This is a genomic window from Shewanella sp. P1-14-1 (genome assembly GCF_001401775.1).
GTDB classification, from domain to species: domain Bacteria; phylum Pseudomonadota; class Gammaproteobacteria; order Enterobacterales; family Shewanellaceae; genus Shewanella; species Shewanella japonica.
This window is the reverse complement of sequence record NZ_LKTL01000011.1, coordinates 21,490-44,364: the sequence shown is the minus strand read 5'-3', so window position 1 is coordinate 44,364 and position 22,875 is coordinate 21,490. Positions and strand designations below refer to the sequence as shown.

The window sequence follows — 22,875 nt, the reverse complement described above, 5'->3', positions numbered from 1 at the left end:
TAAATTAGTTGGCAGCTAATGCTTCACCTACAGGCATAACTTTTAATGTCACTCTTCGGTCAAAAAAGTCATTTTCAAAGCTTTGTTGCTCATGTAATGGCGCTGAAGCACCATATGCTTGAGAATGTAATCGCTCTGCTGACACACCTTGACTCACTAAGTAACTTGTCACTTCTATTAATCGCTGCTCTGACAGAGCTTGATTAAATTTACTGTCTCCACGTCTATCGGCATATCCGGTTAAATCCAGTTTTAATTCCGGTGATAACGCCATCAAATACGCCACATCATCAAGTTGTTGCTCAAAATGAGGTTCAATGGTCGAAGAGCCCGTTTTAAACTGAACATTTAAGCCAATCGCTAACTCTTGTAATTGCTGCTGTTGCGCCGCTTTTAAATCAGAGAGCTGAGCTTGAACATGAAGGTATTCATCTGTCACCTCAGCAAGCGACTGCTGCTTTTCATGTAATGCAGTAAGCTCTGAGGTTTGCATTTCGATAGATAATTTCTGTTGAGCTAATAACTCTTTTTGCGACTGAATTTCGGTATCGTCACCGACAGTTTTACCAATTAACGTACCTGCGAATGCTCCAATGATGGCGCCAACGGGTCCACCAACGACAGCACCAAGTACAGCACCTGATGTGAGACCAACCAATTCTTCTGTGTGCTCTCTTTCCTCATCCTGTACTACCAACTCAGTATTAGCGTTATCATTGTCATAGGCGCTTGCATCGAAATGATTAACATCATCTGCTAGTGACACATTTGAAAAAGAAAGACTGCTGATGATAGCGATGGCGATTAGTTGTTTTTTCATGATATTTTCCTTTCAGTGTTTTAATGTGATTAATGAACTCAACAACTTGTTTACTGCATGTCGTTAAGTTGATGTCACTATTAAACACCTCAGAAATGGCAACCTCAGGGCATAAAAGTGGCAATGTGCAGATGAAATGTGGCAACAATATGGCAATGTGTCTGAGGCGATTTTTTTGCAGTTAAAATCATGTATAGTCAGCCTTATAAGCCAAAACCAAGATTAAATAGATGAAAAGAATCGCCATCGTTGAAGATGAAGTCGCTATTAGAGAAAACTACAAAGAGTTATTGCAGCAACAGGGCTACAGCGTACAGGGATATGCCAACCGACCTGCTGCGATGCTGGCATTTAATGCTCGATTACCAGATCTAGCCATCATTGATATTGGTCTAGAGAGTGAAATCGACGGTGGCTTTACTTTATGTCAGTCACTACGTTCAATGTCTAGCAGTTTACCGATCATTTTTTTAACCGCTAGAGACAGCGATTTTGATACTGTCTGTGGTTTACGTTTAGGCGCTGATGATTATTTATCAAAAGATGTTAGCTTCCCGCATTTAATCGCACGTATTGCTGCATTGTTTAGACGTTCAGAACTTATCGGCGCAGCCAACGTAGAAGATAATTTAATTGAACACGGCGCGTTAACCATTGATGGTAATCGTATTCAAGTGTATTGGAATCAACAACCGATTGAGCTCACGGTGACTGAATTTTGGATGGTACACGCCATGGCGAAACACCCTGGTCATGTCAGAAGTCGCCAAGATTTAATGCAAGAAGCTAAGATATTTGTAGATGACAGTACAATTACTTCTCACGTTAAACGGATCCGTAAAAAATTTATTAGTGCCGACAAAGACTTTGATTGTATTGATACGGTTTACGGCATGGGCTATCGCTGGGACAGTGTCAATTAATGTTTAATATTCCCATTGGACTAAGGGCCAAAGTTGTCATTTTATCGCTATTTTTGCTGTGCTTACCTTGGCTTGGGTACGAGTATGTATGGGAAATGGAAAAGTACTTACGTCACGGTCAGGAAAAAACCCTTGAAGGTACAACTCAAGCTTTAGCCACCGCCTTACATGAACGGCCAAAGCTGTTTAATCATCAAGCCAGCTTTTTAAGTCAGGTTGAAAAAGGTCGTGACTTATACGCCTACCCGCTTTCTGGTCCAATCCAATTAGATGGTAAGCTGCACGATTGGCAGCAATACCAACATCGAATGATTAACTACTCTAATGAGCACGTGATCTTTAATCGAAATGAAAACCAACCAGTCGATATTCACTTTACGCACATGGTGGGTAAATATGCTGGGTATTTATATGGCTTTTTTCAAGTCAATGACAAGCACGTGGTATTTCGTAATAAAAATAGTTTACGGGTCGACAAGAACGATCATTTAGTCATCGCCACACAAGCGCCAGATGGACAATTTCGTCGTTATATTATTGCCAACACAGAAGATGGTTGGTTAAGTGCGTTTGAGCTACCGCAAGATCCCACTTTATCCATGCCTGTTACTCCAGAGATCCGTATCCAAGGTCAATGGTTAAGTACTGCTGAAGGTTACAATGTCGAGTTTCGCTTGCCGTTATCTATGGTGGGAAGCAAGCTTGGTTTTGCAATATACAATGTCGATGATATTAAAACTCGCACAGTAAATACGATAATTGGTACCTCAGCCATCGATTCAGTTGCCCATCTTGGTACGGTACTGGTGCCATCACCAGAAATTGAAAATATCATTAAGGGGATGAGCCATAACAGCTCTCGGATTTGGGTCGTCGATAACCATGGCAGAGTGTTAGCAAAATCTGGAGATATCCGTGCCAATAACAATGTTTGGTCATCCAGTTTTGCTGAAACTAAAACCAGTAGTGCTTGGGGTCAGTTTAAAAAAGATTACTTATTACCACTTTATTATAAAATCCTTACCAAGCCGCCACAGGACTTTGTCGACTCGTTGCAAGACTCTACCGAACTAAGCGGTAGTCATATTCAACAGGCATTAAATGGCAAACGAGGCTCAACTTGGCGTTTAACGCCTGACAATAAAGCGGTGGTATTGGCTGCTGCGAGCCCTATTTGGATTGATGATAAAGTGATGGGTGCTGTCATTGCAGAAGAAACCACGCATGGCATTCGTACATTGCGTAACCGTGCATTAGAAAAGCTATTTAATGTCATCTTAACGATTATGAGCATGGGTACACTTGCCTTATTTATTTTCGCATCAAGTATTTCTAGCCGCATACGTAAGTTACGAGATCAGTCAGAGCAAGCCATCGATAGCCAAGGCAGAGTTAGACAGCAAATTGTGCCTTCTAAAACCCGTGATGAGATTGGGGATTTATCACGAAGTTTTGCCAATATTGTCGGACGATTAGGCCAATATACTCACTACCTTGAAAACATGTCATCTCGCTTATCTCATGAGCTTAGAACACCTGTTGCTGTTGTTCGATCTTCACTTGAGCATTTAAGCTTGCAGCCACTTGAACCAGCAAGTGAAAAATACGTTAATCGTGCTCAAGAAGGCGTTAACCGCCTACATTTAATCTTAAATAACTTAAGCGAAGCCACGCGGCTAGAAGCAAGTTTGTCCCACGCCGAGCGCAGTGAATTTCCGCTGCAACAGGTTGTCAGTGGTTGTATGCAAGGCTATCAATATACTTATCCAGACAACGAATTTGCAATCGACATTGCGACTAACCAAATGATGATGAATGGCGTGCCCGAGTACATAGCGCAATTGATGGATAAATTAATTAATAATGCTATTGAGTTTAGCACTCAAGATCCCATACAAGTATCGTTAACCTTATCTGGCAAAATCGCTACCTTAAAAGTAACCAATAAAGGACCGTTACTGCCAGTCAACATGAGTGAGCAAATTTTCGAATCAATGGTATCGATCCGTCCTCAAGGGGTGCAAAGTAAGCCACACTTAGGATTAGGCCTATACATTGGCAGACTAATTACTGAGTTCCATAAAGGGACAATAAAAGCTGAAAACCTTGCAGATGGAACGGGAGTTACTTTCACACTCACCTTCCCTGTAACTGAAGTAAAATAACTTTATTTTAGCCGTATAGATGTTAGGATGGCTAAAATATCAAATACGCCTATCACCTTGTAAAGATTGGGAATGCATTTATGAGTCACCAGCAAGATAAATTAGCCACTCAAATTGTCAGTGTTGGCCGAGACAAAAAGTACACTAAGGGCATTATTAATCCGCCTGTATTTCGAGCATCTACTGTCGTTTTTGACACGATGGATGACATGCGTTTTGCGATAAAAAACAAAACTAATGGTGAAATGTTTTATGGTAGACGTGGAACACCGACTCACTTCTCATTCCAGCAAGCAATAAGTGAGCTTGAAGGTGGTGTCGGCACTGCATTATACCCTTCTGGTTCAGGTGCTATTAGTGGTGCTTTATTATCATTTCTAAAAAGTGGCGATCACTTACTTATGGTCGACAGTGCTTATGAGCCAACACGAGACCTGTGTAATAAGTTACTGGCAGGCTTTGGAATTGAGACCACCTACTACGATCCATTAATTGGCGAAGGCATCAAAGAACTTATTCAGCCTAATACCAAAGTTTTGTTCTTAGAATCTCCAGGATCAATCACTATGGAGATTCAAGATGTACCGACATTAAGTCGTATAGCCCATGAACATGATATTGTGGTAATGCTTGATAATACTTGGGCATCGCCAATCAACTCACGTCCATTTGAGATGGGCGTCGATATTTCAATCCAAGCTGCAACCAAGTACATTGTTGGCCACTCTGATGTCATGATGGGAACAGCGACAGCTAATGAAGCACATTGGGAACAATTGCGTGAAAATAGCTATTTGATGGGACAAACCACCTCGCCAGATGATGTTTATATGGCTGCACGAGGATTACGTACTTTGGGCGTACGTATGGCTCAACATGATAAAAATGCACGCATAGTCGCTAATTGGTTAGCAAGCCGTCCAGAAGTGGATCACCTCCGTCATCCTGCCTTTGATACTTGTCCTGGCCATGAATTTTTTGAACGTGATTTTAGTGGTGGTAACGGTTTATTCTCGTTCGTATTAAAACAAGGTAACTTAGCTTCGGTCACTGCATTTGTAGAAAATATGCGCCACTTTAAAATGGGCTTTTCATGGGGGGGTTATGAAAGCCTCATCCTTGGTGTTTTTGGTATTAATAAACTGAGAACCGCCACTCAATGGGATAGCAGCAAACCACTTATCAGGTTGCATATTGGTTTAGAAGATCCTGAAGATTTAATTGCAGACTTAACCGCCGCTTTTGAGCGTTATGCAGAAGTGGAAGCCAAACGTTAATTCGTCAATTTAGTTTAAAAACGTTAGCGAAAATACAAAAAGGCCAAACATACTTTGTTTGGCCTTTTTATTAAATGAGAGAAGCTTTACCGGTTTCAACCATTATTCCACCGCAATATGGCAGCACTTCAACCAGCAAGTATCTTAGGAAATACTTTTATTAGCATCATAATCTAGTGCTTTCGCCTTTAATTGCTGTATATCTGATGCGCATAAATACCTTTTTAACGTTTCAAATTTTTCAGCAGGCCAATCATAAATGTTGAGTAGTGTCAGCTCTTCGATGATAACAGGCTCAAAACGATATTTAACTAATTTGGCAGGAGAACCACCAACAATACTATAAGGAGCAACATCTTTAGTTACTACGCTATTCGCAGCAACGACAGCACCTTCACCAATGGTGACACCTGGCATTATCATGGCTCGCATGCCGATCCATACACCATCATGAATATAAGTATCGCCTTTACCAATGTAAGCTTCATCGATGTAATCCATAAATGGGTACAAGCAAAACCAATCAGTTCGATGAGTGTGATTTCCTCCCATCAAAATGACGGCCTCAGCGCCAATACAAACGTAATCACCAATATGAAGCTTATCAATTTCCCATCTAGGTTCCCAATGACGACTGATTTCATCACCGTGTAAATACCTGACAACCGACTCTTCAAAACCATTATCCCAACTATCACTATAATAGCTATGTGTTCCCTTTATTGTGATATTGGAGTTAGTCACGACATCATGTAACAACTGAAATCTAGACCAGTGTTTTTCATGCATATATAACCTCAAGCTAATATTAAATAATAAAATGATTTACTTAACATTAAGCTCGTCAATGGATTCGAGGTTGATTTAATAACGGGATAAGTTGCATTGTGACACTCTACGATAGACACAGCTTACATAATACACCTGTATACTAACTTGTAAAATATATTTGTTATTCTAACTTTGACATCGTTTAACTTTGACATCGTTTTGGGTAAGTAACTGCCCGTACTAAACCTGATGAACATTGTGTAAATTAGACAAAGATCAATTTGGCTAATTTGCATTCACAACTGATTGCAGGACTTTACGTAACTCATCACTATTTTGTTTCGATAACCCAAGAATGATACTCGGTTTTTGGCCACGTGTTTCTATTTCAATTTTATCCCAGATGATCCCACTTCGATAATTGAATCCAGCAATCTTATTCCAAGGCACTTCGTCAGTATTATTCCAAAGACGAAATATCCCCGGTGAGTTAATGGTAATTTTATCTTCATCGGTAATGATTTCTTGCGGCAACAAACGGAAACGAAATAATAATGAAGCAAGCACTTCTGCAGTAAAATGCATGGATATTTGTGTCACATCAACACTTATTTGGCTAAAACGATAATGACAATACCCGCATACTTTTGCCCCTTCAGGCAAGGTATGGCTGCAGTCTGGGCACGTATGCCCTGATAAAAAAGATAAACAGGCAGCGCATTTTACTGCGCCGCTAGCAATGCTCGTTTTGCAATAGGGACAGTCCATATACCCTCACTCATGTATTTAACAGAAAACAGATTCATGCCTTAGGTTTGAGTATAGAATCTTCGCCTTAAGCATGTTATTTGATATTTACTCATTAGCGACTATCAGATAATGCTTATATAGCACATTGCTAGTCGTTAATGTTTATATCTAACAATTAGTGTCTAAAAGCCATCATCGATGGTTATTTATCTGAATGTTATTTTCAAATGTCGACACTAAATCGAGTCAATACAAGCAAGTTAATGCTATACAAAGCTAGACTAAATAGCAGGTTGTGCTTGCCTGTACGCTTTGGTTCCCCATAAAGGTACTGTAGATAGGCTGTGCTTATAACTACCTGATGTCTCTTTGGTTGAGTACGACACATACATTAACGTTTGGTTTTCTTTATCAAAGATACGACGTATTTTCATCGTCTTAAAAAAGATACTTTTCGACTTTTTAAATACAATTTCACCCGATGCTGACATATCAATACCGGCAATCATTTCCGGTGTAATTTCACCCGTTTGGCGGCATGAAATAGCTGAATCTGATGGGTCTGAAAAGCTTAAATCAGCTTCAATACTTGCCACATGACAAGTCACCCCTGTCACAATGGGATCAACCATCATATTGAGCTTAATATCTTTAGTGGTAAACACCCCTAAACTGACTTTTCCCACATCATCACTACAGCTCATTGTGAGGAAACTTGTTGCAACAATCAGTAAGGCTGACGATAGTTTTTTGTTTAAAAATAAGCTTGATTGAGAAAACATAAAGCGACTTTTCCTTAAGAGTTAAATTCTTTGCTTGCCCAGCGCACTAATCCACTGGTTACACTGCCAAAGTGATCGCCAACAACAATATCTGCACCAGTAAACTGATCAGCAATGCATTGATGTATCACCGGACTTTTTGCCGTCCCGCCTGTTACATAAACAACATCAGGTAACACACCAGCTTCATCTACCGCTTGCTTCATAATAGTGACTAACTTAGCAATGGGTTGCTCAACAGCGATTTCAAACTCATTTTGATCAACAGTGACGTCAAATTCTGGCTCTATAAATGTTAAGTCTGCAGCATACGTTGATGCTGAGGATAACCCAATTTTTGATTGCTCAGCTTGACGCACAAACTGATAACTCATTTGGTGCAACCTTAAGGATTTTAGTCGAGTCAGTAATTGTGGCTGTTGTGCATCCTTGATTAGTTCATCAATCAACTTAGCAGTAGACAATGCGCTAAATTCACGCTGCGCACTTATGTCATTCACAGCAACCCCATTCCAAAATGGTTGGCGAGGCACTGTTAAGTTATTTTTTAGTTTCGAGCCTAAACCAAGATGCGGCATAAAACAGTTCATGGCAACGGCAATATCTAAATCATTACCGCCAACACGTTGACCACTGTGACCAAGAACATCATCTGAGCGATCGGTTTTATGCTGACGCTCTGGTCCCATTTTCACCATAGAGCAATCAGTAGTACCGCCTCCCACATCCACAACTAACACGGTTTGATTGCTATCCATGGAGGCTTCATAATCCATCGCTGCTGCCATTGGCTCAAACAAAAAACGTACTTCGGTGAATCCAGCTCGTTTTGCGGCCGTTTCTAATATCGTTTGTGCTTGCTGATTACTTTGCTCACCACCAATACCTTGAAAGTTAACAGGTCGGCCAATAACTGCTTGCGTAATCGGTTCATTAATTAATTTGTTTGCACGGGACATAACCTCTAGCATCATCAATGTCACGATATCTTCAAACAAAGCAACTTGTTCTGGACGTAAACCACTGGCGCCAAGAAATGATTTTGGCGACCGGACATAAAAACCTTCATCAGGTAATTCCAAGTATGCGTCAATCGCTTCAGGCCCAACAAAAACCACTTGTTCGTCAGGGTAAATATCTAATTCATGGCGAACTTGGCGTGCACGGCTTAATTGTGATGAACGTAACTGAGCAAATTCTGGCTGAAGTTCTGGTGCAATGCGTTGATATACCGCTTCAGCAATCAACTCTCTATCCATTGCATATAAGGTAGAGGATAAAAAATGACTATCACCATTTATTGGAATTAAACTCACTTCACCATTTTTTTCTACGCCAACAGAACAGTTTGCACTGCCATAATCAAACCCAATAAACATTTCTTACCACTCAAAATTTCAAATCAATGCTAAAAATAACACAAGCTTTATTTCGGATCTTATAAAGTTTAGTGTTCACTGTTATTTAGCTGACAATTTCATCAATTGGTTTAATTTGCTTAATCAATTTGTTGCACTATTGAATTTACTGAAAACAGTGTTCGCCTCAATAACATCACAAAATTGTCATATTACTGCATTAAAATATCTTTTGAACTTTATTCATATTAAACAGTGAATTAGCTATTCCACCCTACCGTATTATTTTCGCACCATTCGATTATGGCTTTTATGAAAGTATTACCGCAATGCTTTGCAGGAGCAAAATGTGACTGAATCCCGTCATCTAAAATTCGTTGATAAAGAACTGTCTTGGTTGTCATTTAATGAACGTGTATTACAGGAAGCTTATGATGCTTCTGTACCACTCATTGAGCGAGTGAGATTCTTAGGGATTTTTTCAAGTAACATGGATGAGTTTTTTCAGGTCAGAGTCGCTGCAGTGAGACGAGCGATACTCGTTTCTGGTATCAGTTCTAAACAACTTAAGTACCAGCAATTAATGAACAAAATTCAGGAAAAAGTATTCGACTTACAAGAGAAATTTGATCAAATTTATCCTGTATTAATGAAAGAGTTAGCCCGCTGTAATATCTTTTTAATTAACGAGACTCAACTGAGTGAGTTTCACAGTGCCTGGCTTATGAAGTACTTTAAAAATCAATTAAAGCGTCATATAGCACCCCATATCGTCACCGATGAAAGTGATTTAGTGCAGCACTTAGTTGATGGGACTACTTACTTAGTCGCTAGCCTGCAATCGGGCGATAATAAAGAGTACGCTTTGGTAGAAGTGCCCAATAAGAATGTACCTCGATTTTTAGAACTACCAACTGAAAAAACATCAAAAATTAAACACTTAATATTGCTAGATAATATTATACGTCACTGTATTGATGATTTATTTAGACCTTTTTTTGAGTTCGATACCATTCAAGTTTTCTCAATGAAAATGACCCGAGATGCGGATTACAACATCAGTAATGAGCTTGAACAAACAACACTTGAACGAATGACAAAAGGGATTAAAAAACGTTTAAATGCCCAACCCGTGAGGCTAGTATATGACCGCAATATGCCTGTAGATATGCTAGAAATGCTAAAGTCACACTTGCATATCAGCTCTACAGAGTGTCTTGTGCCGGGAGGCCGATATCATAGCTTCAAAGACTTTATGGACTTCCCCAATCCAAGTCGAAAAAAACTGGTAAACGAGAAGCTTCACCCCATTGATAGCAGTCAGTTTTTAGCGTTTGACAACAGTTTTGATGCAATTAGGCATAAAGATATTATGCTTAATTACCCGTATCATAAGTTTTCTCATTTTACTGAATTAGTCAGACAAGCCGCTTATGATCCAGCAGTTAAATTTATTAAAATTAACCTTTATCGAGTGGCGAAGAAAAGCCACATTATGCAGTCACTGATTGATGCCGTTAAAAATGGTAAACAAGTGACCGCAATCATTGAGCTTAGAGCCCGTTTTGATGAGGAATCAAACATTAACTGGACTCGGCACTTAGCTGAAGCCGGAGTGACTGTGCATCATGGTATTCCGAGTTTAAAAGTCCATTCAAAACTATGCCTCATTGGCCGTAAAGAGCATGGTCAAACCCAGTATTATTGCCACATAGGTTCAGGTAACTTTAACGAAGGAACAGCCCGTTTTTATACTGACTTTTCGTTGTTTACCGCCAATCAAGATATTGCAGGCGAAGTCAAACAAGTTTTTGATTTAATTGAACGACCTTACCGTAAAGACGAATTTAATCATCTCATCGTCTCGCCTTATAACTCGCGAACACGCTTTTTAAACTTAATCGATGATGAAATTGCACAAGCTAAACAAAACAAGCCTGCCAGTATTCAGCTAAAACTGAATAATCTGGTGGATGAAATCATGATGAATAAGCTATATGAAGCCTCGAATGCTGGTGTCAAAATCACCATGCTTATCCGTGGCATGTGTAGCTTGATCCCGCAAATACCTGGGCAAAGCGACAACATTAAGGTTTATAGTATTATCGATCGTTATTTAGAGCATTCACGGGTGATGTTGTTCCATGCTGGCGGCGAACAAAAACTGTTTATTGGATCCTCTGACTGGATGACGCGTAATATTGACGAACGAATTGAAGTCTCAACCCCAGTATATGATAAGCAGTTAAAACAAATGGTTATTGCTATACTTTCATTGCAATTTAAAGATAATACTAAGTCTAGGGTGATTAATCAGCAGCATGATAATCGCTATAACCCTAGAGGAAATAAACGCAAACTTCGTAGCCAAGTTGCTATTCATCAATACCTTAATAACTATGAAAAGAAAGTAAAAACTGCATTAGCAGTCAAACATAACAATAAGAACCAAGCAGAATTACCACAAGAGGCTTAAATTGGCTGATGTTATTGCACAAGACTCACAACATTTTGTCGCTATCGACATGGGGTCAAATAGTTTTCACTTAGTAATTGCTCGTGAACAAGACGGGCTTTTGCAAGTGTTACACAAAGAAAAACGCCAAGTGCAGCTGGCAAAATACCTTGATAATCACAATGTATTAGCAGAAGTAGCAATTGAAAATGGCGTTCAGTGTCTTAAAGATTTCAGTCAGCGTTTTTCAAACTTAGCGAAAGCCCAAGTCAAAATTGTCGCCACGCACACCTTACGCGTAGCCAAGAATCGGCAATCTTTTTTAACCGCAGCTCGCAAAGTGCTGCCCTATCCAATTAATGTTGTTTCAGGTCATGAAGAAGCGCGGTTAATTTATACCGGTATCGCCCACAGCCAAGTGCTTGAACAAAAAAATATTGTTATCGATATTGGCGGTGGCTCAACAGAAGTAATTGTGGGTAATGAAAAACGCGCTAAACACTTAGCCAGTTTAAAATGTGGCTGCGTCAGCTATAACAAACGCTTTTTTGTGAATGGACACCTTACAAAAGAAGCGTTTAAACAAGCTATTCAAGCTGCAGATAAGCAATTTTCAGGCTTAAGCCAAGTTTACTTTAACCAAGATTGGTCACTCGTGTTAGGGAGTTCAGGCTCAGCAAAAGCTATCACTCTCGCCATCAGTGAAGTGACTGATAATGGCAAAGGTATAACCAGTAAAAACCTTTTAGCGTTAAAGAAGCACCTCATCAATGTCGGTAGTATCGACAAGCTAGAATTCGAGCTACTAGATGAAAGAAGAATCCCTCTTCTTGCTGCAGGTTTGGCAATCTTAATCAGTTTTTTTCGGCAATTGGGGATTGAACATTTGCAAGCTGCAAAAGGTGCCCTTCGAGAAGGTGTCCTCTATGAGCTTGCCAAGATTGAACAGCAAGATGATATTAGGCAACGCACATTATCGAGTTTGGCTCAGCTATATCATGCTGATGTTAACCAAGCATCTAAGGTGACTAAAACTGCGTTAACCTTATTTGAGCAAGTCAGTAATTCATGGCAATTAGCAGATTATCGTTGGTTACTGGAAGGCGCTTGTCAGCTCCACGAAATTGGCATTTCGATTAATTCAAAATCACACCATAAGCACGGAAGTTACATTCTCGAAAATAGTGACTTACCGGGTTTTAACCAGCAACAACAGCAAATGTTATCCTTGCTTGTAGGCAATCATCGAAAAAAACTAAACTATCCTGCAATAACGATAGCTGATGAGATTCAGCGCCAAGCTTTTACTCGCTTATTAACTCTTCTGCGTCTCGCTGTATTGTTTAATTTAGGCCGAACATCCAGCAGCAACCAACAAATAAAAGTTAAAGCGCAACAAGCTGATTTGACCATTAAGTTTTCGCAGCGCAAAGAGCAGGATAAAGAAGCAATTCAACGCAGCGAGTTATTAATACAAGACTTATATGCCGAACAAAAGAAGTTAGCCACTATAGGGATTAATTTGAGCTTTAAGTAAGTTAAACTTTAACTCATAAGAATGCCCAAAAAAAGTACACGCTATTATTCATAACGTGTACTTAAATAGTTCTTGAATCTAGTTAGGCCTAATTAAAGAGCGGTAACTTGTTGATGCTTAGTAAAAGCAAACTGATATAAAGAGCGCTTTAACTAGCTTTCGTTTTGCGCTTGTTTTTGGGTTTCTTTTTGTTTCCGGCGTTGTGCAATGACTTGTTTTACTTCACTACCAATATGCGCCTCACCACGTTGTTTTGCTAGTTGAACTTGGCGTTCACGTTCAATAAAGCGCTGACGTTGCTCATCTGAAATTTTATCTATACAGTGCGGGCAACTTACCCCTTGAACATATGCTTCTGTTTGCATTTCTTCTTGGGTGATTGGCATACGACACGCATTACATTGGTCATAAACCCCTTTTTCAAGCTGATGGTTAACTGCAACGCGGTTATCAAAAACAAAGCACTCACCTTCCCATAAACTTTGTTCAGGCTTTACTTCTTCTAGATATTTTAGGATGCCACCTTCAAGATGATAAACTTCATCAAAGCCTTGCTCTTTTAGATAAGCTGTCGATTTTTCGCAGCGGATACCACCGGTACAAAACATGGCGACTTTTTTGTGTTTATTTGGATCAAGGTTTTCTTTTACGTACTCAGGAAACTCTCTAAACGTCTCGGTAACCGGATTAACAGCATTTTTGAAGGTGCCAATTTGTACTTCATAGTCATTTCGGGTATCGACTAATAGCACTTCAGGATCAGATATAAGTTGATTCCAATCTTTTGGTTTAACGTAAGTGCCAACCACTTCACGGGGGTCAATACCTTCTACACCCATGGTGACAATTTCTTTTTTTAATTTCACTTTGGTGCGATAAAACGGCATGTTGTCATCAAAAGATAACTTGTAAACAATATCAGCTAACCCGTCTTGTGTTGCCAACCATTCAAGAAGCCCATCTATAGCTTGTTGCGAACCAGCTACGGTCCCGTTGATACCTTCTTTTGCCAGCAGTAAAGTACCTCGGATTTCAGAGGATTCCATTTTATCTAATAAAGGAGCACGAATCGCTTCATAATGGGGTAAGGCTACAAATTTATATAAGGCACATACGACAACTTGTGACATGTTTCTCTCCGCTAGCTGAAACTTAATTTCCAGTGCATGTTTAGTGAATAATTAACCGAATTATTGTTTCCAATACCGTCTGGCAACCGCAAGATGGTGATCGTCATCAAATAAAAGCGCAGAATTGTACCTTGCTCACGGCACCAAAGCCAAATAAATAAGACTTAGATCACAAATAAAAAATCGCCATCGCAGATTTTAACTAACAATTATCGCCATAAGGACTTAAAATACTGCCAAATGACTCAATACTATGCCCTATAAAGAAGTCTACCCTCATGATTTTATACAGTTTCAGACGTTGTCCTTATGCAATGAGAGCCAGACTAGGCTTGCATTTATCAGCACTCAACCCAGATGTAAGAGAAATTGAACTGCGTAATAAACCCGAAGCCATGCTGGCTGTTTCGCCTAAAGGAACAGTCCCTGTGTTGGTAATTAATGCCCATCACAATGTTTCAGCTGGGGAAAGTGAAGACAAAAGTTCTAATCGCGCTGAAAATATATTGGAAGAAAGTCTCGATATTGCCCGTTTTTCTTTATCAAACTACCCTGATAAGTGCTCTGAATACTTATGCGGCAATGCTTATATCTCGCTACTTGAATCATTAGATGATGAAAGTACTGAGAAACTGATTAGCAAAAATGACATTGAGTTCAAACCTTGGTTAGATAAATATAAATATGCTGACAGGCATCCAGAGTTTGATGAAATATATTATCGCGATCGGGCTTGCGAATTTATTCAGTGCCTAGAAGAACATTTAACTGATAAAAATCAATTAATGGCAGATACACCGACATTTGCTGATTTCGCTATTTTTCCATTTATTAGACAGTTTGCTCACGTCAATAAACCTTGGTTTGAGCAAAGTCCATATCAACATGTTAGACGTTGGCTGACTGCGCATATGGAAAGTGAGTTGTTTAAAGCTGTAATGGTGAAGTATCCATTATGGCTTGATGACACCAATAAACAGACAAGATTAAAATCAGATAGTTAGCTCCATTATTCCAAAAGCTCGATAGATTGATTATTTAATCAACGATAAATCAACCTTTTGTATATATATGCACAAACATCCTTGAATTATGAACAATGACTGCAGTAGTTTATGTCATCTATAAGACGGATTTTATATTGAAATAGCTGCTAAATAGTAAAATAGGACTAAGCTTAAGTTAGTCTTTTGGCAGCGCTCAAGGATGTAGACATGGAACAAATGGATTTGGTTGTGCTACTGATCATATTACTGATCATGTTGCACATTATGTTTTGCTATCGCGCAATCACTACTGGGGCTCATATTGACGACGTTAAACGTTATGTATGGGGCACCATAAGCCTATTTTTTGGGCCTCTAGGTTATTACCTGTTTCAAAACCTACTGCCGCTAGACTCGTTAGATCCGAGAGAATAACTTAATAAGTGGCTAACCATCTGTTGCGCCACTTATTATTCACAATTTACTTTCACCTATAAATAACGAGTAAATTGACGGCCTGGTTTTAATGGCTTAACCGGTGCTTTAACTGCTGGTGTACCTATATATAAAAAACCGACGATTTGATCATCAGCATTTAAGCCAAGCGCTTTATTCACAATGTCACTAAATGCAAAACTGCCCGTTCGCCACACTGCACCCAACCCCAACGAAAATGCAGCTTGCTGCATAGCCATCGTGGCGCAACCTGCTGCTATATGCTGCTCTAATACCGGAACTTTAGGATGCTCATGCTGTTTGGTGGCAACCGTAATGACCATTGGTGCGCGATGCGGCATCACTTTTGCTTTCGCTATATAAGCTTCATCTTTGTTTTTAGCTATTGCATCTTCTACAAACGCTTCGGCCAGTTTATCCAAACCATCACCGGTAGCAATAATAAACTCCCAAGGCGTCAATGCTGCATGATCGGGAACCCGAGCCGCTGCGTTAAGAATAAAATCAAGCTGAGATTCACTCGGTGCTGGTAGGGTTAATCGTGGTGTAGATTGACGAGTAAGTAATAATTCTGATGCGTCCAATGGAGTGTCCTTTTTACTGAATTCAGGAAGATATTAACAAAAATCCCACATTAACGTGGGATTTTTTAATCGCATTGTTTTTCAGAAAAGGCAGATTAAGATAAAAATCGTTTGCCAATAAAGTGATCAACACTCGTATAGCGACCACCACCAAGCATAAGTAATGCAAGCAACATGAACAAATACGTAATGGCAAACTCAATACCGTTATTAAGTATGACGAAGTTACCTGAGCTCGTCAGCCAGTCATAATTACCATGCTGCTGAAGAATCGACTTGGCTGCCGCCAGTTTTTCTGCGGACGCAGCAACATTATCATTCGCTAACCATGAACTCGCATCCGCTATAGCAAGCCAGCCATTATCAATATGTACAGCAAACGCCGCCACAAACATAGTGAACATCATTGGAATCGCAACTAATCGCGTCGCCAGGCCTATTAACAATAAAAATCCACCAAAAAACTCTGTCCCTGCTGCCAACGCGGTCATCACTTCAGGAAAAGGTAAACCCAAGCCCCAGTCTGGGTTACCGAACCAAGCTGCTGTATCGCTAAAGTGTGATAGTTTGTTATAACCGGCTTGCATTAGCACTGGCGCTAAATAAATTCTAAGTGCTAATGGGGCCAAGCCTTCAATATGCTTCAAAAACCCTAAAAATTGTTGGTATAAATTTACCATGTTCATTCCCTTAAATAGTATCTTCTGTCTCACTAGACCTAATACGTAGAAAAAAACTTTCAATTACCACTACTAAAAATGAATTTCACATAGTGGGGTTTATTTAATTTCTTTAGATAAGTCACTTAAGTCTTCAATTAATTCAGACATCTTACGAGTAAAATGTTTACGCTGTTTAGCACTTAAACTTTGGTTGATTTTAATAATAAGTTGGCCAAATAATTGGGTGTTTTGTTCCACATGTTGTTGATAAGCTGCAGATTTTAATTCATCAGGATTGGTCATTAATAGACGCATTCTTTGTTCAAGTAATGCCGTTTCATCCCGCTGCTCGATTGCAACTTGAAATTGCCTTAACCAATCTAAACGGTACTCTAACCACATATCCAAGGTCGCCACACGTTGTTGATTATATTCAGCAACTAATGCTGCTTGTTCATCAGATACAGAACCTAACCAATCATCCATACGGTCTTGAAGCTTTTCATTTGATTCGTTAACTAATTGTAGTTGAGTTTTACCTGCATACTTTTGGTTAAGTTCTTGGTTATCTTTCTTGAGCTGAGCAATTAGCTCATCTGCTTGTTCATCACTAAAGCTGGATAAAATCGGTAATAAATCTGGTAACACAAAATTAAAAATACGAAACCAATGCGCTTTAGCGTCAACAACTTGTTGCTGCCACATTTCGGGCGTTAAGGTTTGATTTTCGATGGCGACTGATAAGGATGTTAATTGACTACTGTATCGAACTAATTCATCTTTTTGATGCCAAACCAGAAATTTATCCAGTAATACATCAAACTTTTCTTGCTGCTCATCATCGAAGGTAACGTATTCTTCAACTCGCCACTCAATAGCCCAATCAAGAAAAAAATAACTAAATTTGGTGGAACAACCCGCCAGAAACATCACCAGCAACAATGGAATCAATGACTTTTTCAACTTGCATTCTCCCTAATTAGCGATACTAAATTAAGAATAATAGGCTTATGAGATTAAAGATAGGTATTTGTTGAACAAGATAAAATATGATGCAATTTCTTCATCGTGCTCTTTGGCATCTAACAAGCTCCTGCCTGCCATCATTAACGCCCAAGCTGCAGAATACATCCAAAATATGTTCATCATTTGGAGCATGAATTTTGGCGCATCAACCGATAAATTAGGGTGTAATGACAAGTATTGTGATGTTAGTTCATCCGTTTGTTGTGGCGTTAAAGGATGAGAAGCAATCACCGAGGCGAGATCAAACATCGGATGACTGGTCGCGCAATATTCAAAATCGATGCAAACCAGTTTGTCTTGCTTAAGTAAAAGATTAAAAGGCGTTAAATCACGATGGCAAAATTGTGGTGAAATTAAACAAGACTCGGCATCATTAACCCAAACATCCATTTGTGGCTGCATGGCTAATAATTGCTGAAAGTTAGCGCGCCAATCAGCATGATATTGGCTTAATAATCCTGCCTGCTGAGATTGCGCTAGACGAAGTAAATCATCAAGATATATTTGCCACTGCCCTGACAAGCTCACCACTTTTTCGGGTAATGGTAGTGTTATAAGCTGATTGAGTAATTGCAATAGTAATGGGACGGGATCGACGGGGTAAATTGACTGAGTAGGCCTTAGAGGCTGGTTAAAACCAAACTCATCGTAAATGGTTGACCAGTCAAATTGCACCTGCTGAATAAACTCACTGATATAAAAACGTTTGTCGTCACTGATCCATAATAATGTGGGCGCAATGGACATCGCCGCAACATTTTTCCAGCAATCGACTTCATTATTTCTGTCACACCACTGCGCTATACATAGGTTATCTCTAACAACCCAATCTTTGCCATCCATGTGCAAATGATAATTCGTGTTACTGAGTCCAGTAGATAACTTTACAACCCGAGTACATTGTTGGCTAATCAATAATGCTAATGCTGGCGGTAAGGCCTGCTTTAGTGCATTTGGTAGATATTCCCAAGGTTCATCCTTGTTCATAACAATGATTAACAGGCACTTTTATTAAGTGATATGGATGTGACACCATTATCTTGCTGCATTTTTTTACGCCACATGAAGTAACCGCTAATGGCCATAAAGAGATATAAAATTAATAAACCAGACGTTAGCATTAAGCCTTTTTGCAAATATAAATAAATCGACAGCGAGTTAATCGCCATCCAGTAATACCAGTTTTCAATCACTTTTTTAGCCACTAAGTAAGTCGTCATTACTGCAAAGCATGTTGTTAATGCATCAAGGTAAGGAAACGATGCTGAGGTGTTATTTGCCATAAGGTAGCCGACAACCAAAGCTATAACAGTAGTCACACCAATAATTACTAGGTGAGTTTGTAATGACCAACTGACAATAGGTAGCTCGGTATTGTCAGTCTCTTTTTTACCGTATCGCCATAGCCAAAAACCATAAACCGCCATTGCCATATAATAAACGTTTAACACCGACTCCATTAATAATGAGACTTTCCAAAACAACACTGTGTATATTGCCGTGCTGACAAATGCCGCAGCCCAGCACCAGATATTCGTTCTCATGGCCAGGACTAAATAGGCGATCGCCAGTATAACCGCAATAGCCTCCCATCCGGTCATTGCTGACGCTTCAGATATCGCCGTTTGTATTGGTTGTAAAATCTCATCAAGCATAGTGTTAACTTCTTATTATTTGCTAATACAGCAGTTTTTTAGTTATTCAGTGTGACTTAAATCCAGCTCACCACCGATGAACTTACACACAAATACCGCTTTGCCCCACTTTTGGTGAGCAGCTTCCATTTCTACAGCGAGCATAGACATCACATCTGCATATTCACCACATACTTGGGTGGCCATCGCATTGGTTTTTCTTTCAATATTGCTATAACTGTCTACACGGCCTATAAACCATTTAATGGGATCTAAGTAGTTTTCGTTAAACGGGTACATACTGATTTCAGCAGTTAATTTCATTCTACATTCCTCGATATTACACTAAATTAAATACCGCCATAGTTTAGCAAACTATGGCGGTATTTTACTGTTACATAGCGTAAAACTGTTGTAATTATTAAAGAAATTATCTTCAATAATGATCTATCATTTCTACATAAACTTCACATCTAATGTAATGCCTAATTGACGAGGGTCACCGTATCTTACGTATTGCTTGTCGGCCCAATCGAGATCAGGTTCGTTACCGAAGTAAAAACCTCTGACGCCATATTGCTCATCAAATAGGTTTCTGCCCCATAAGTATGCTGACCACATTTGAGATTCATAACCAATTCGTGCATTGAAAATAGTATAGGCATCTGACTTAGATTCATTACTATCTGAGTAATAAAAGTCACTTTTGCCACTCGCATTTAGGTTAGTAAACCAGCCAGAGTCGCTCACATAGCTCATGCCTGCACTGTAAGTAAATTTAGGTGCATGTGCTTGATCTCGGCCCGTTAAATCAATAACGTTGCCATATTTATCATTATATTGATAATCACCATACTCAGTTTCTAACCAACCGACGCTACCATAAAATTGTATATTTTCAGTAGCATAATAATTAAAGTCAGCCTCGGCGCCATAGTTTTTAGCACTGCCAGCATTTTCTGTGTATAGAATGAAGCGCTGCTGATCATCAGGATCTTGTTGAGATGCTGAAACTTGTTGGTTTTGACGATCCATATAGAACACTGCAACATTGGTTGCTACATCACCATCAAACCATGTCGATTTCAAACCTAGTTCGTAGTTATATAAGGTTTCAGCATCGAACTCTTTTTTATCAGACAATTCAGGTGGCAATGTCATGTTAAAGCCACCCGCTTTGTAACCTCGAGCAATTCTAAAGTAAGCGTTATGATCATCAGTTAACACTTTAGAAATGGCTAAATGTCCGCCCCACATGTTCTCACTTGGGCTAAACTCATCGCCGTTACTGTCACTGTATTCGCTTTCTCTGCGTTCTAAACGAAGACCTGCAGAAAATACATAACCGTCACCAAACTGAGTGTCGGTTTGTCCAAAAATGGCATAGTTAGTTGCTTCATACTCTGACACTAACACTTCATCTGGCCAGCCATTGTATTCAGAATATAAGTCATTATCTTCTTGAAGGTTCATGCCATATAAACCCACTAACCAGTCTGTAGAATCATTAAAGATTCGACCTGCATCATTTGAGCTAATGCGGAATTCTTGAGAAATGGTTTTACGATCGCCTTGTTTGTCCCAAGTGTAATCATAAACACATGGTTCAGTACCAATTACAGCCCAATTCTCGTCATAAGCTGGACATTCTTTTGATGCCCAGTAATCAGGGTTAGCCCAGTCACCATCGTAATTATGATGATGGTCTGTTTGTGCGTATGAGGTCAATGAGGTTAATTCAAATGTATCGAATTGAGAGAAAATAGCTTTAAAGCCTACACCTGTGGTTTTTTGGCTGTCTACACCAGGCTTGTCAGTAATGGTTTCAAAACCATTATTGTCTAATGTCCATGCATCATAGCCATTGTCAAAATTTGCATGCAGTAAAGTTAAGTCTAATTGGACATTTTCAGCAGCATACCAGCGTAATTTTGCACGAGCGGTAAACTCATCACGGGCATTGGTATCTTCGCGCTCAAGATATGTATTATCGCGGTAGCCATTTTGTGAGTGCTGCTCAAGCGATACGCGATATAATAACTTGCCTGAATCGCTCAGTGGGCCAGAGCTAAAACCAGAAAATGTTTGTAAGTCGTCATCACCAAGTGACACTTGGGCGCCATGCTCAAACACATCCGTCGGATCGTTACTTTTTAAATATATTAAACCCGCTAATGCATTAGCACCGTATTGGGTACCTTGAGGTCCACGAAGGACTTCAACTTGTTGCATATCGTACATGCTAGAAACCATGCCGATACCCGAGAGGTCGATATCATCAACAATAAAACCAACCGATGAATTAGGGGCACCTTGATATTCTTCTTGCTCACCGACACCACGAATTTGAAAATATTTAGGACGCGAGCTGCCACCAGACCAGTTAAAATTGGCGATTGAATTTAATACGTCTTCGAAATGTTGAGCACCTTCATCTTGTAATTGTTGGCTATCAATGACAGTGACACTCGATGGAACTTTTTCAAGTTCAACACCACTAAAGTCAGCGTTAACAACAATCACTTCCATTTTTTCGGCATTAGGTGCAACACGTTCAATATTTTCAGTTTGAGCGACAGCTGAAGTAGATAAAGCGGCGAGAATGGCAACCGCCAAAGGCGATTTTGATTTAAATAAAGACATAGGACCTCAAATATTCATTTTGAGATCCGGCAAGCATAGTGAATTAGTTTGTGCATCCATGACAAAAATAGCAAGTAAAGCATGCAGCCCATTCCTACGCCGGTATTAGCCGGATCAGGTTCTAAGGGTTTGTCATAAGACATCTCAGTTTACTAAAAAAAACGCAAACACCCCTTGGCGAGGCGGATTATAAACGATTCAACTAAAGTGCGACACTATTAGTGAACACTTTTCATTAACTAAATCAATACAAGCTGGCTTCAGAATCAATTGAATGATTAATAAGAGCACAAAATGCATGGTACTAGCACAAAGGCTTGTAATAAATTGTGGTATTTAAGCCATAAAAAAACACCCGATTATTGGGTGTTTTATAATGAGTTTATTTAGCGGCCAAATTGGACTCAGTGAGAAGAAAACCAACGGCTAATGAATCACTAAATCATCACCAACTATGCACGGTATGATGCACGTAACGCTCTAAAAAAGTGACGTTAGGATTAATTTGAAAACGCTTTTCTCACATACACTTCAAACCGGGTAGCATTGGCATTTGGCGCTAACGCACTCACCTGCATTTGCTGCTTACCGTGTAGTTTTAATGATTTCCAACTCACGCCTTCATCTTCAATAGTAAAGTCGTTTGCATCGTACCAAGTAAATTTATACTGCAGTCTTAAATCAGTAGAAACTTTACTTAAAATCAATGCGGAGCCTTGCAGTAAATCAGCTTGAGTGCGGACTCTGACTTGCTCAATACCAACTTCTCGGGAAAATGAATTATTGTCGACTCGAACAACACCATTAGATCCTGCAGATAATCCAGCGGTGTGATTTGCACAACCAGTCATCAACAAAAATAAGGTTACTATTACGATTGAAATCTTCATCATTTATCCTTTTAACATTGTGAATG

Annotated in this window: 21 protein-coding genes and 1 riboswitch; of the genes, 7 read left to right on the top strand and 14 right to left on the bottom strand. The window is 39.5% G+C overall.

Features of this window, described 5'->3' with window-relative positions; genetic code table 11:
* Window positions 1-4: 4 nt before the first annotated feature.
* Window positions 5-820: a sortase-associated OmpA-like protein PdsO gene (gene pdsO / locus AN944_RS09665; RefSeq protein WP_174567607.1), complete on the bottom strand. Its 816-nt coding sequence runs from the start codon at window positions 818-820 to the stop codon at window positions 5-7.
* Between the two features lie 230 nt (window positions 821-1,050).
* On the opposite strand from pdsO, the gene pdsR reads away from it, so the two are divergent.
* From pdsR to AN944_RS09650, 3 genes are all read left to right on the top strand, one after another.
* Entirely contained in the window at window positions 1,051-1,743 is a 693-nt protein-coding gene (gene pdsR / locus AN944_RS09660; protein WP_055024404.1) for a proteobacterial dedicated sortase system response regulator, read from the top strand.
* Window positions 1,743-3,908 (top strand): proteobacterial dedicated sortase system histidine kinase, encoded by a 2,166-nt coding sequence (gene pdsS, locus AN944_RS09655; protein WP_055024403.1) that lies wholly within the window; start codon window positions 1,743-1,745, stop codon window positions 3,906-3,908. Before pdsR ends, pdsS begins: the two co-directional genes overlap by 1 nt.
* Before the next feature lie 80 nt (window positions 3,909-3,988).
* Entirely contained in the window at window positions 3,989-5,185 is a 1,197-nt protein-coding gene (locus tag AN944_RS09650; protein WP_055024402.1) for a cystathionine beta-lyase, read from the top strand.
* A gap of 144 nt (window positions 5,186-5,329) precedes the next feature.
* Here the strand turns inward: AN944_RS09650 and AN944_RS09645 are convergent, their stop codons facing one another.
* The 4 genes from AN944_RS09645 to yegD form a co-directional block, all read right to left on the bottom strand.
* Window positions 5,330-5,974: a CatB-related O-acetyltransferase gene (locus AN944_RS09645; protein ID WP_055024401.1), complete on the bottom strand. Its 645-nt coding sequence runs from the start codon at window positions 5,972-5,974 to the stop codon at window positions 5,330-5,332.
* A 267-nt stretch (window positions 5,975-6,241) separates the two neighbouring features.
* On the bottom strand, window positions 6,242-6,724 hold the full coding sequence (locus AN944_RS09640) for a zinc ribbon domain-containing protein (RefSeq protein ID WP_055024400.1): 483 nt from the start codon (window positions 6,722-6,724) through the stop codon (window positions 6,242-6,244).
* Between the two features lie 263 nt (window positions 6,725-6,987).
* Entirely contained in the window at window positions 6,988-7,410 is a 423-nt protein-coding gene (locus AN944_RS09635) for a CreA family protein (protein WP_055024496.1), read from the bottom strand.
* Window positions 7,411-7,502: 92 nt separating this feature from the next.
* Window positions 7,503-8,867 carry a molecular chaperone gene (yegD, locus tag AN944_RS09630; RefSeq protein WP_055024399.1) on the bottom strand — a complete coding sequence of 455 codons (1,365 nt, stop codon included), beginning with the start codon at window positions 8,865-8,867 and terminating at the stop codon, window positions 7,503-7,505.
* A gap of 328 nt (window positions 8,868-9,195) precedes the next feature.
* Here yegD and ppk1 point away from each other — a divergent pair, with 328 nt between their 5' ends.
* On the top strand, window positions 9,196-11,322 hold the full coding sequence (gene ppk1, locus AN944_RS09625; RefSeq protein ID WP_055024398.1) for a polyphosphate kinase 1: 2,127 nt from the start codon (window positions 9,196-9,198) through the stop codon (window positions 11,320-11,322).
* 1 nt (window position 11,323) lies between these two features.
* On the top strand, window positions 11,324-12,838 hold the full coding sequence (locus AN944_RS09620) for a Ppx/GppA phosphatase family protein (RefSeq protein WP_235530883.1): 1,515 nt from the start codon (window positions 11,324-11,326) through the stop codon (window positions 12,836-12,838).
* Window positions 12,839-12,990: 152 nt separating this feature from the next.
* Here AN944_RS09620 and AN944_RS09615 read toward each other — a convergent pair whose 3' ends face one another.
* Window positions 12,991-13,968 (bottom strand): rhodanese-related sulfurtransferase, encoded by a 978-nt coding sequence (locus AN944_RS09615; protein ID WP_055024397.1) that lies wholly within the window; start codon window positions 13,966-13,968, stop codon window positions 12,991-12,993.
* A gap of 278 nt (window positions 13,969-14,246) precedes the next feature.
* Between AN944_RS09615 and AN944_RS09610 the strand changes: the two genes are divergently transcribed.
* Window positions 14,247-14,972, top strand: a complete 726-nt coding sequence (locus tag AN944_RS09610) for a glutathione S-transferase (RefSeq protein WP_055024396.1) — start codon at window positions 14,247-14,249, stop codon at window positions 14,970-14,972.
* 210 nt (window positions 14,973-15,182) lie between these two features.
* Window positions 15,183-15,389, top strand: coding sequence for a hypothetical protein (locus AN944_RS09605; protein ID WP_055024395.1), 207 nt, complete (start codon window positions 15,183-15,185; stop codon window positions 15,387-15,389).
* 56 nt (window positions 15,390-15,445) lie between these two features.
* On the opposite strand, the gene AN944_RS09600 is transcribed toward AN944_RS09605, so the two are convergent.
* The 8 genes from AN944_RS09600 to AN944_RS09565 form a co-directional block, all read right to left on the bottom strand.
* On the bottom strand, window positions 15,446-15,994 hold the full coding sequence (locus AN944_RS09600) for an NAD(P)H nitroreductase (RefSeq protein WP_055024394.1): 549 nt from the start codon (window positions 15,992-15,994) through the stop codon (window positions 15,446-15,448).
* 95 nt (window positions 15,995-16,089) lie between these two features.
* Window positions 16,090-16,680 (bottom strand): DoxX family protein, encoded by a 591-nt coding sequence (locus tag AN944_RS09595; protein ID WP_055024393.1) that lies wholly within the window; start codon window positions 16,678-16,680, stop codon window positions 16,090-16,092.
* 93 nt (window positions 16,681-16,773) lie between these two features.
* Complete coding sequence (locus AN944_RS09590) at window positions 16,774-17,619, bottom strand: DUF6279 family lipoprotein (RefSeq protein WP_055024392.1); 846 nt, start codon at window positions 17,617-17,619, stop codon at window positions 16,774-16,776.
* Between the two features lie 45 nt (window positions 17,620-17,664).
* Entirely contained in the window at window positions 17,665-18,669 is a 1,005-nt protein-coding gene (locus AN944_RS09585; protein WP_055024391.1) for a phosphotransferase, read from the bottom strand.
* Between the two features lie 8 nt (window positions 18,670-18,677).
* Entirely contained in the window at window positions 18,678-19,337 is a 660-nt protein-coding gene (gene pnuC / locus AN944_RS09580) for a nicotinamide riboside transporter PnuC (protein WP_055024390.1), read from the bottom strand.
* A 42-nt stretch (window positions 19,338-19,379) separates the two neighbouring features.
* Complete coding sequence (locus AN944_RS09575) at window positions 19,380-19,640, bottom strand: YkoF family thiamine/hydroxymethylpyrimidine-binding protein (RefSeq protein WP_055024389.1); 261 nt, start codon at window positions 19,638-19,640, stop codon at window positions 19,380-19,382.
* Between the two features lie 132 nt (window positions 19,641-19,772).
* Window positions 19,773-21,959: a TonB-dependent receptor gene (locus AN944_RS09570; RefSeq protein ID WP_055024388.1), complete on the bottom strand. Its 2,187-nt coding sequence runs from the start codon at window positions 21,957-21,959 to the stop codon at window positions 19,773-19,775.
* A gap of 74 nt (window positions 21,960-22,033) precedes the next feature.
* Window positions 22,034-22,144, bottom strand: a riboswitch (TPP riboswitch).
* A 315-nt stretch (window positions 22,145-22,459) separates the two neighbouring features.
* Complete coding sequence (locus AN944_RS09565; protein WP_080915507.1) at window positions 22,460-22,852, bottom strand: YcfL family protein; 393 nt, start codon at window positions 22,850-22,852, stop codon at window positions 22,460-22,462.
* Window positions 22,853-22,875 lie beyond the last annotated feature (23 nt).

What these genes read in the sequence shown, in the direction of transcription:
- pdsO (WP_174567607.1), bottom strand. Translation starts at nt 820, where the DNA reads ATGAAAAAACAACTAATCGCCATCGCTATCATCAGCAGTCTTTCTTTT.
- pdsR (WP_055024404.1), top strand. Translation starts at nt 1,051, where the DNA reads ATGAAAAGAATCGCCATCGTTGAAGATGAAGTCGCTATTAGAGAAAAC.
- pdsS (WP_055024403.1), top strand. Translation starts at nt 1,743, where the DNA reads ATGTTTAATATTCCCATTGGACTAAGGGCCAAAGTTGTCATTTTATCG.
- AN944_RS09650 (WP_055024402.1), top strand. Translation starts at nt 3,989, where the DNA reads ATGAGTCACCAGCAAGATAAATTAGCCACTCAAATTGTCAGTGTTGGC.
- AN944_RS09645 (WP_055024401.1), bottom strand. Translation starts at nt 5,974, where the DNA reads ATGCATGAAAAACACTGGTCTAGATTTCAGTTGTTACATGATGTCGTG.
- AN944_RS09640 (WP_055024400.1), bottom strand. Translation starts at nt 6,724, where the DNA reads ATGGACTGTCCCTATTGCAAAACGAGCATTGCTAGCGGCGCAGTAAAA.
- AN944_RS09635 (WP_055024496.1), bottom strand. Translation starts at nt 7,410, where the DNA reads ATGAGCTGTAGTGATGATGTGGGAAAAGTCAGTTTAGGGGTGTTTACC.
- yegD (WP_055024399.1), bottom strand. Translation starts at nt 8,867, where the DNA reads ATGTTTATTGGGTTTGATTATGGCAGTGCAAACTGTTCTGTTGGCGTA.
- AN944_RS09615 (WP_055024397.1), bottom strand. Translation starts at nt 13,968, where the DNA reads ATGTCACAAGTTGTCGTATGTGCCTTATATAAATTTGTAGCCTTACCC.
- AN944_RS09610 (WP_055024396.1), top strand. Translation starts at nt 14,247, where the DNA reads ATGATTTTATACAGTTTCAGACGTTGTCCTTATGCAATGAGAGCCAGA.
- AN944_RS09605 (WP_055024395.1), top strand. Translation starts at nt 15,183, where the DNA reads ATGGAACAAATGGATTTGGTTGTGCTACTGATCATATTACTGATCATG.
- AN944_RS09595 (WP_055024393.1), bottom strand. Translation starts at nt 16,680, where the DNA reads ATGAACATGGTAAATTTATACCAACAATTTTTAGGGTTTTTGAAGCAT.
- AN944_RS09585 (WP_055024391.1), bottom strand. Translation starts at nt 18,669, where the DNA reads ATGAACAAGGATGAACCTTGGGAATATCTACCAAATGCACTAAAGCAG.
- pnuC (WP_055024390.1), bottom strand. Translation starts at nt 19,337, where the DNA reads ATGCTTGATGAGATTTTACAACCAATACAAACGGCGATATCTGAAGCG.
- AN944_RS09575 (WP_055024389.1), bottom strand. Translation starts at nt 19,640, where the DNA reads ATGAAATTAACTGCTGAAATCAGTATGTACCCGTTTAACGAAAACTAC.
- AN944_RS09570 (WP_055024388.1), bottom strand. Translation starts at nt 21,959, where the DNA reads ATGTCTTTATTTAAATCAAAATCGCCTTTGGCGGTTGCCATTCTCGCC.
- AN944_RS09565 (WP_080915507.1), bottom strand. Translation starts at nt 22,852, where the DNA reads ATGATGAAGATTTCAATCGTAATAGTAACCTTATTTTTGTTGATGACT.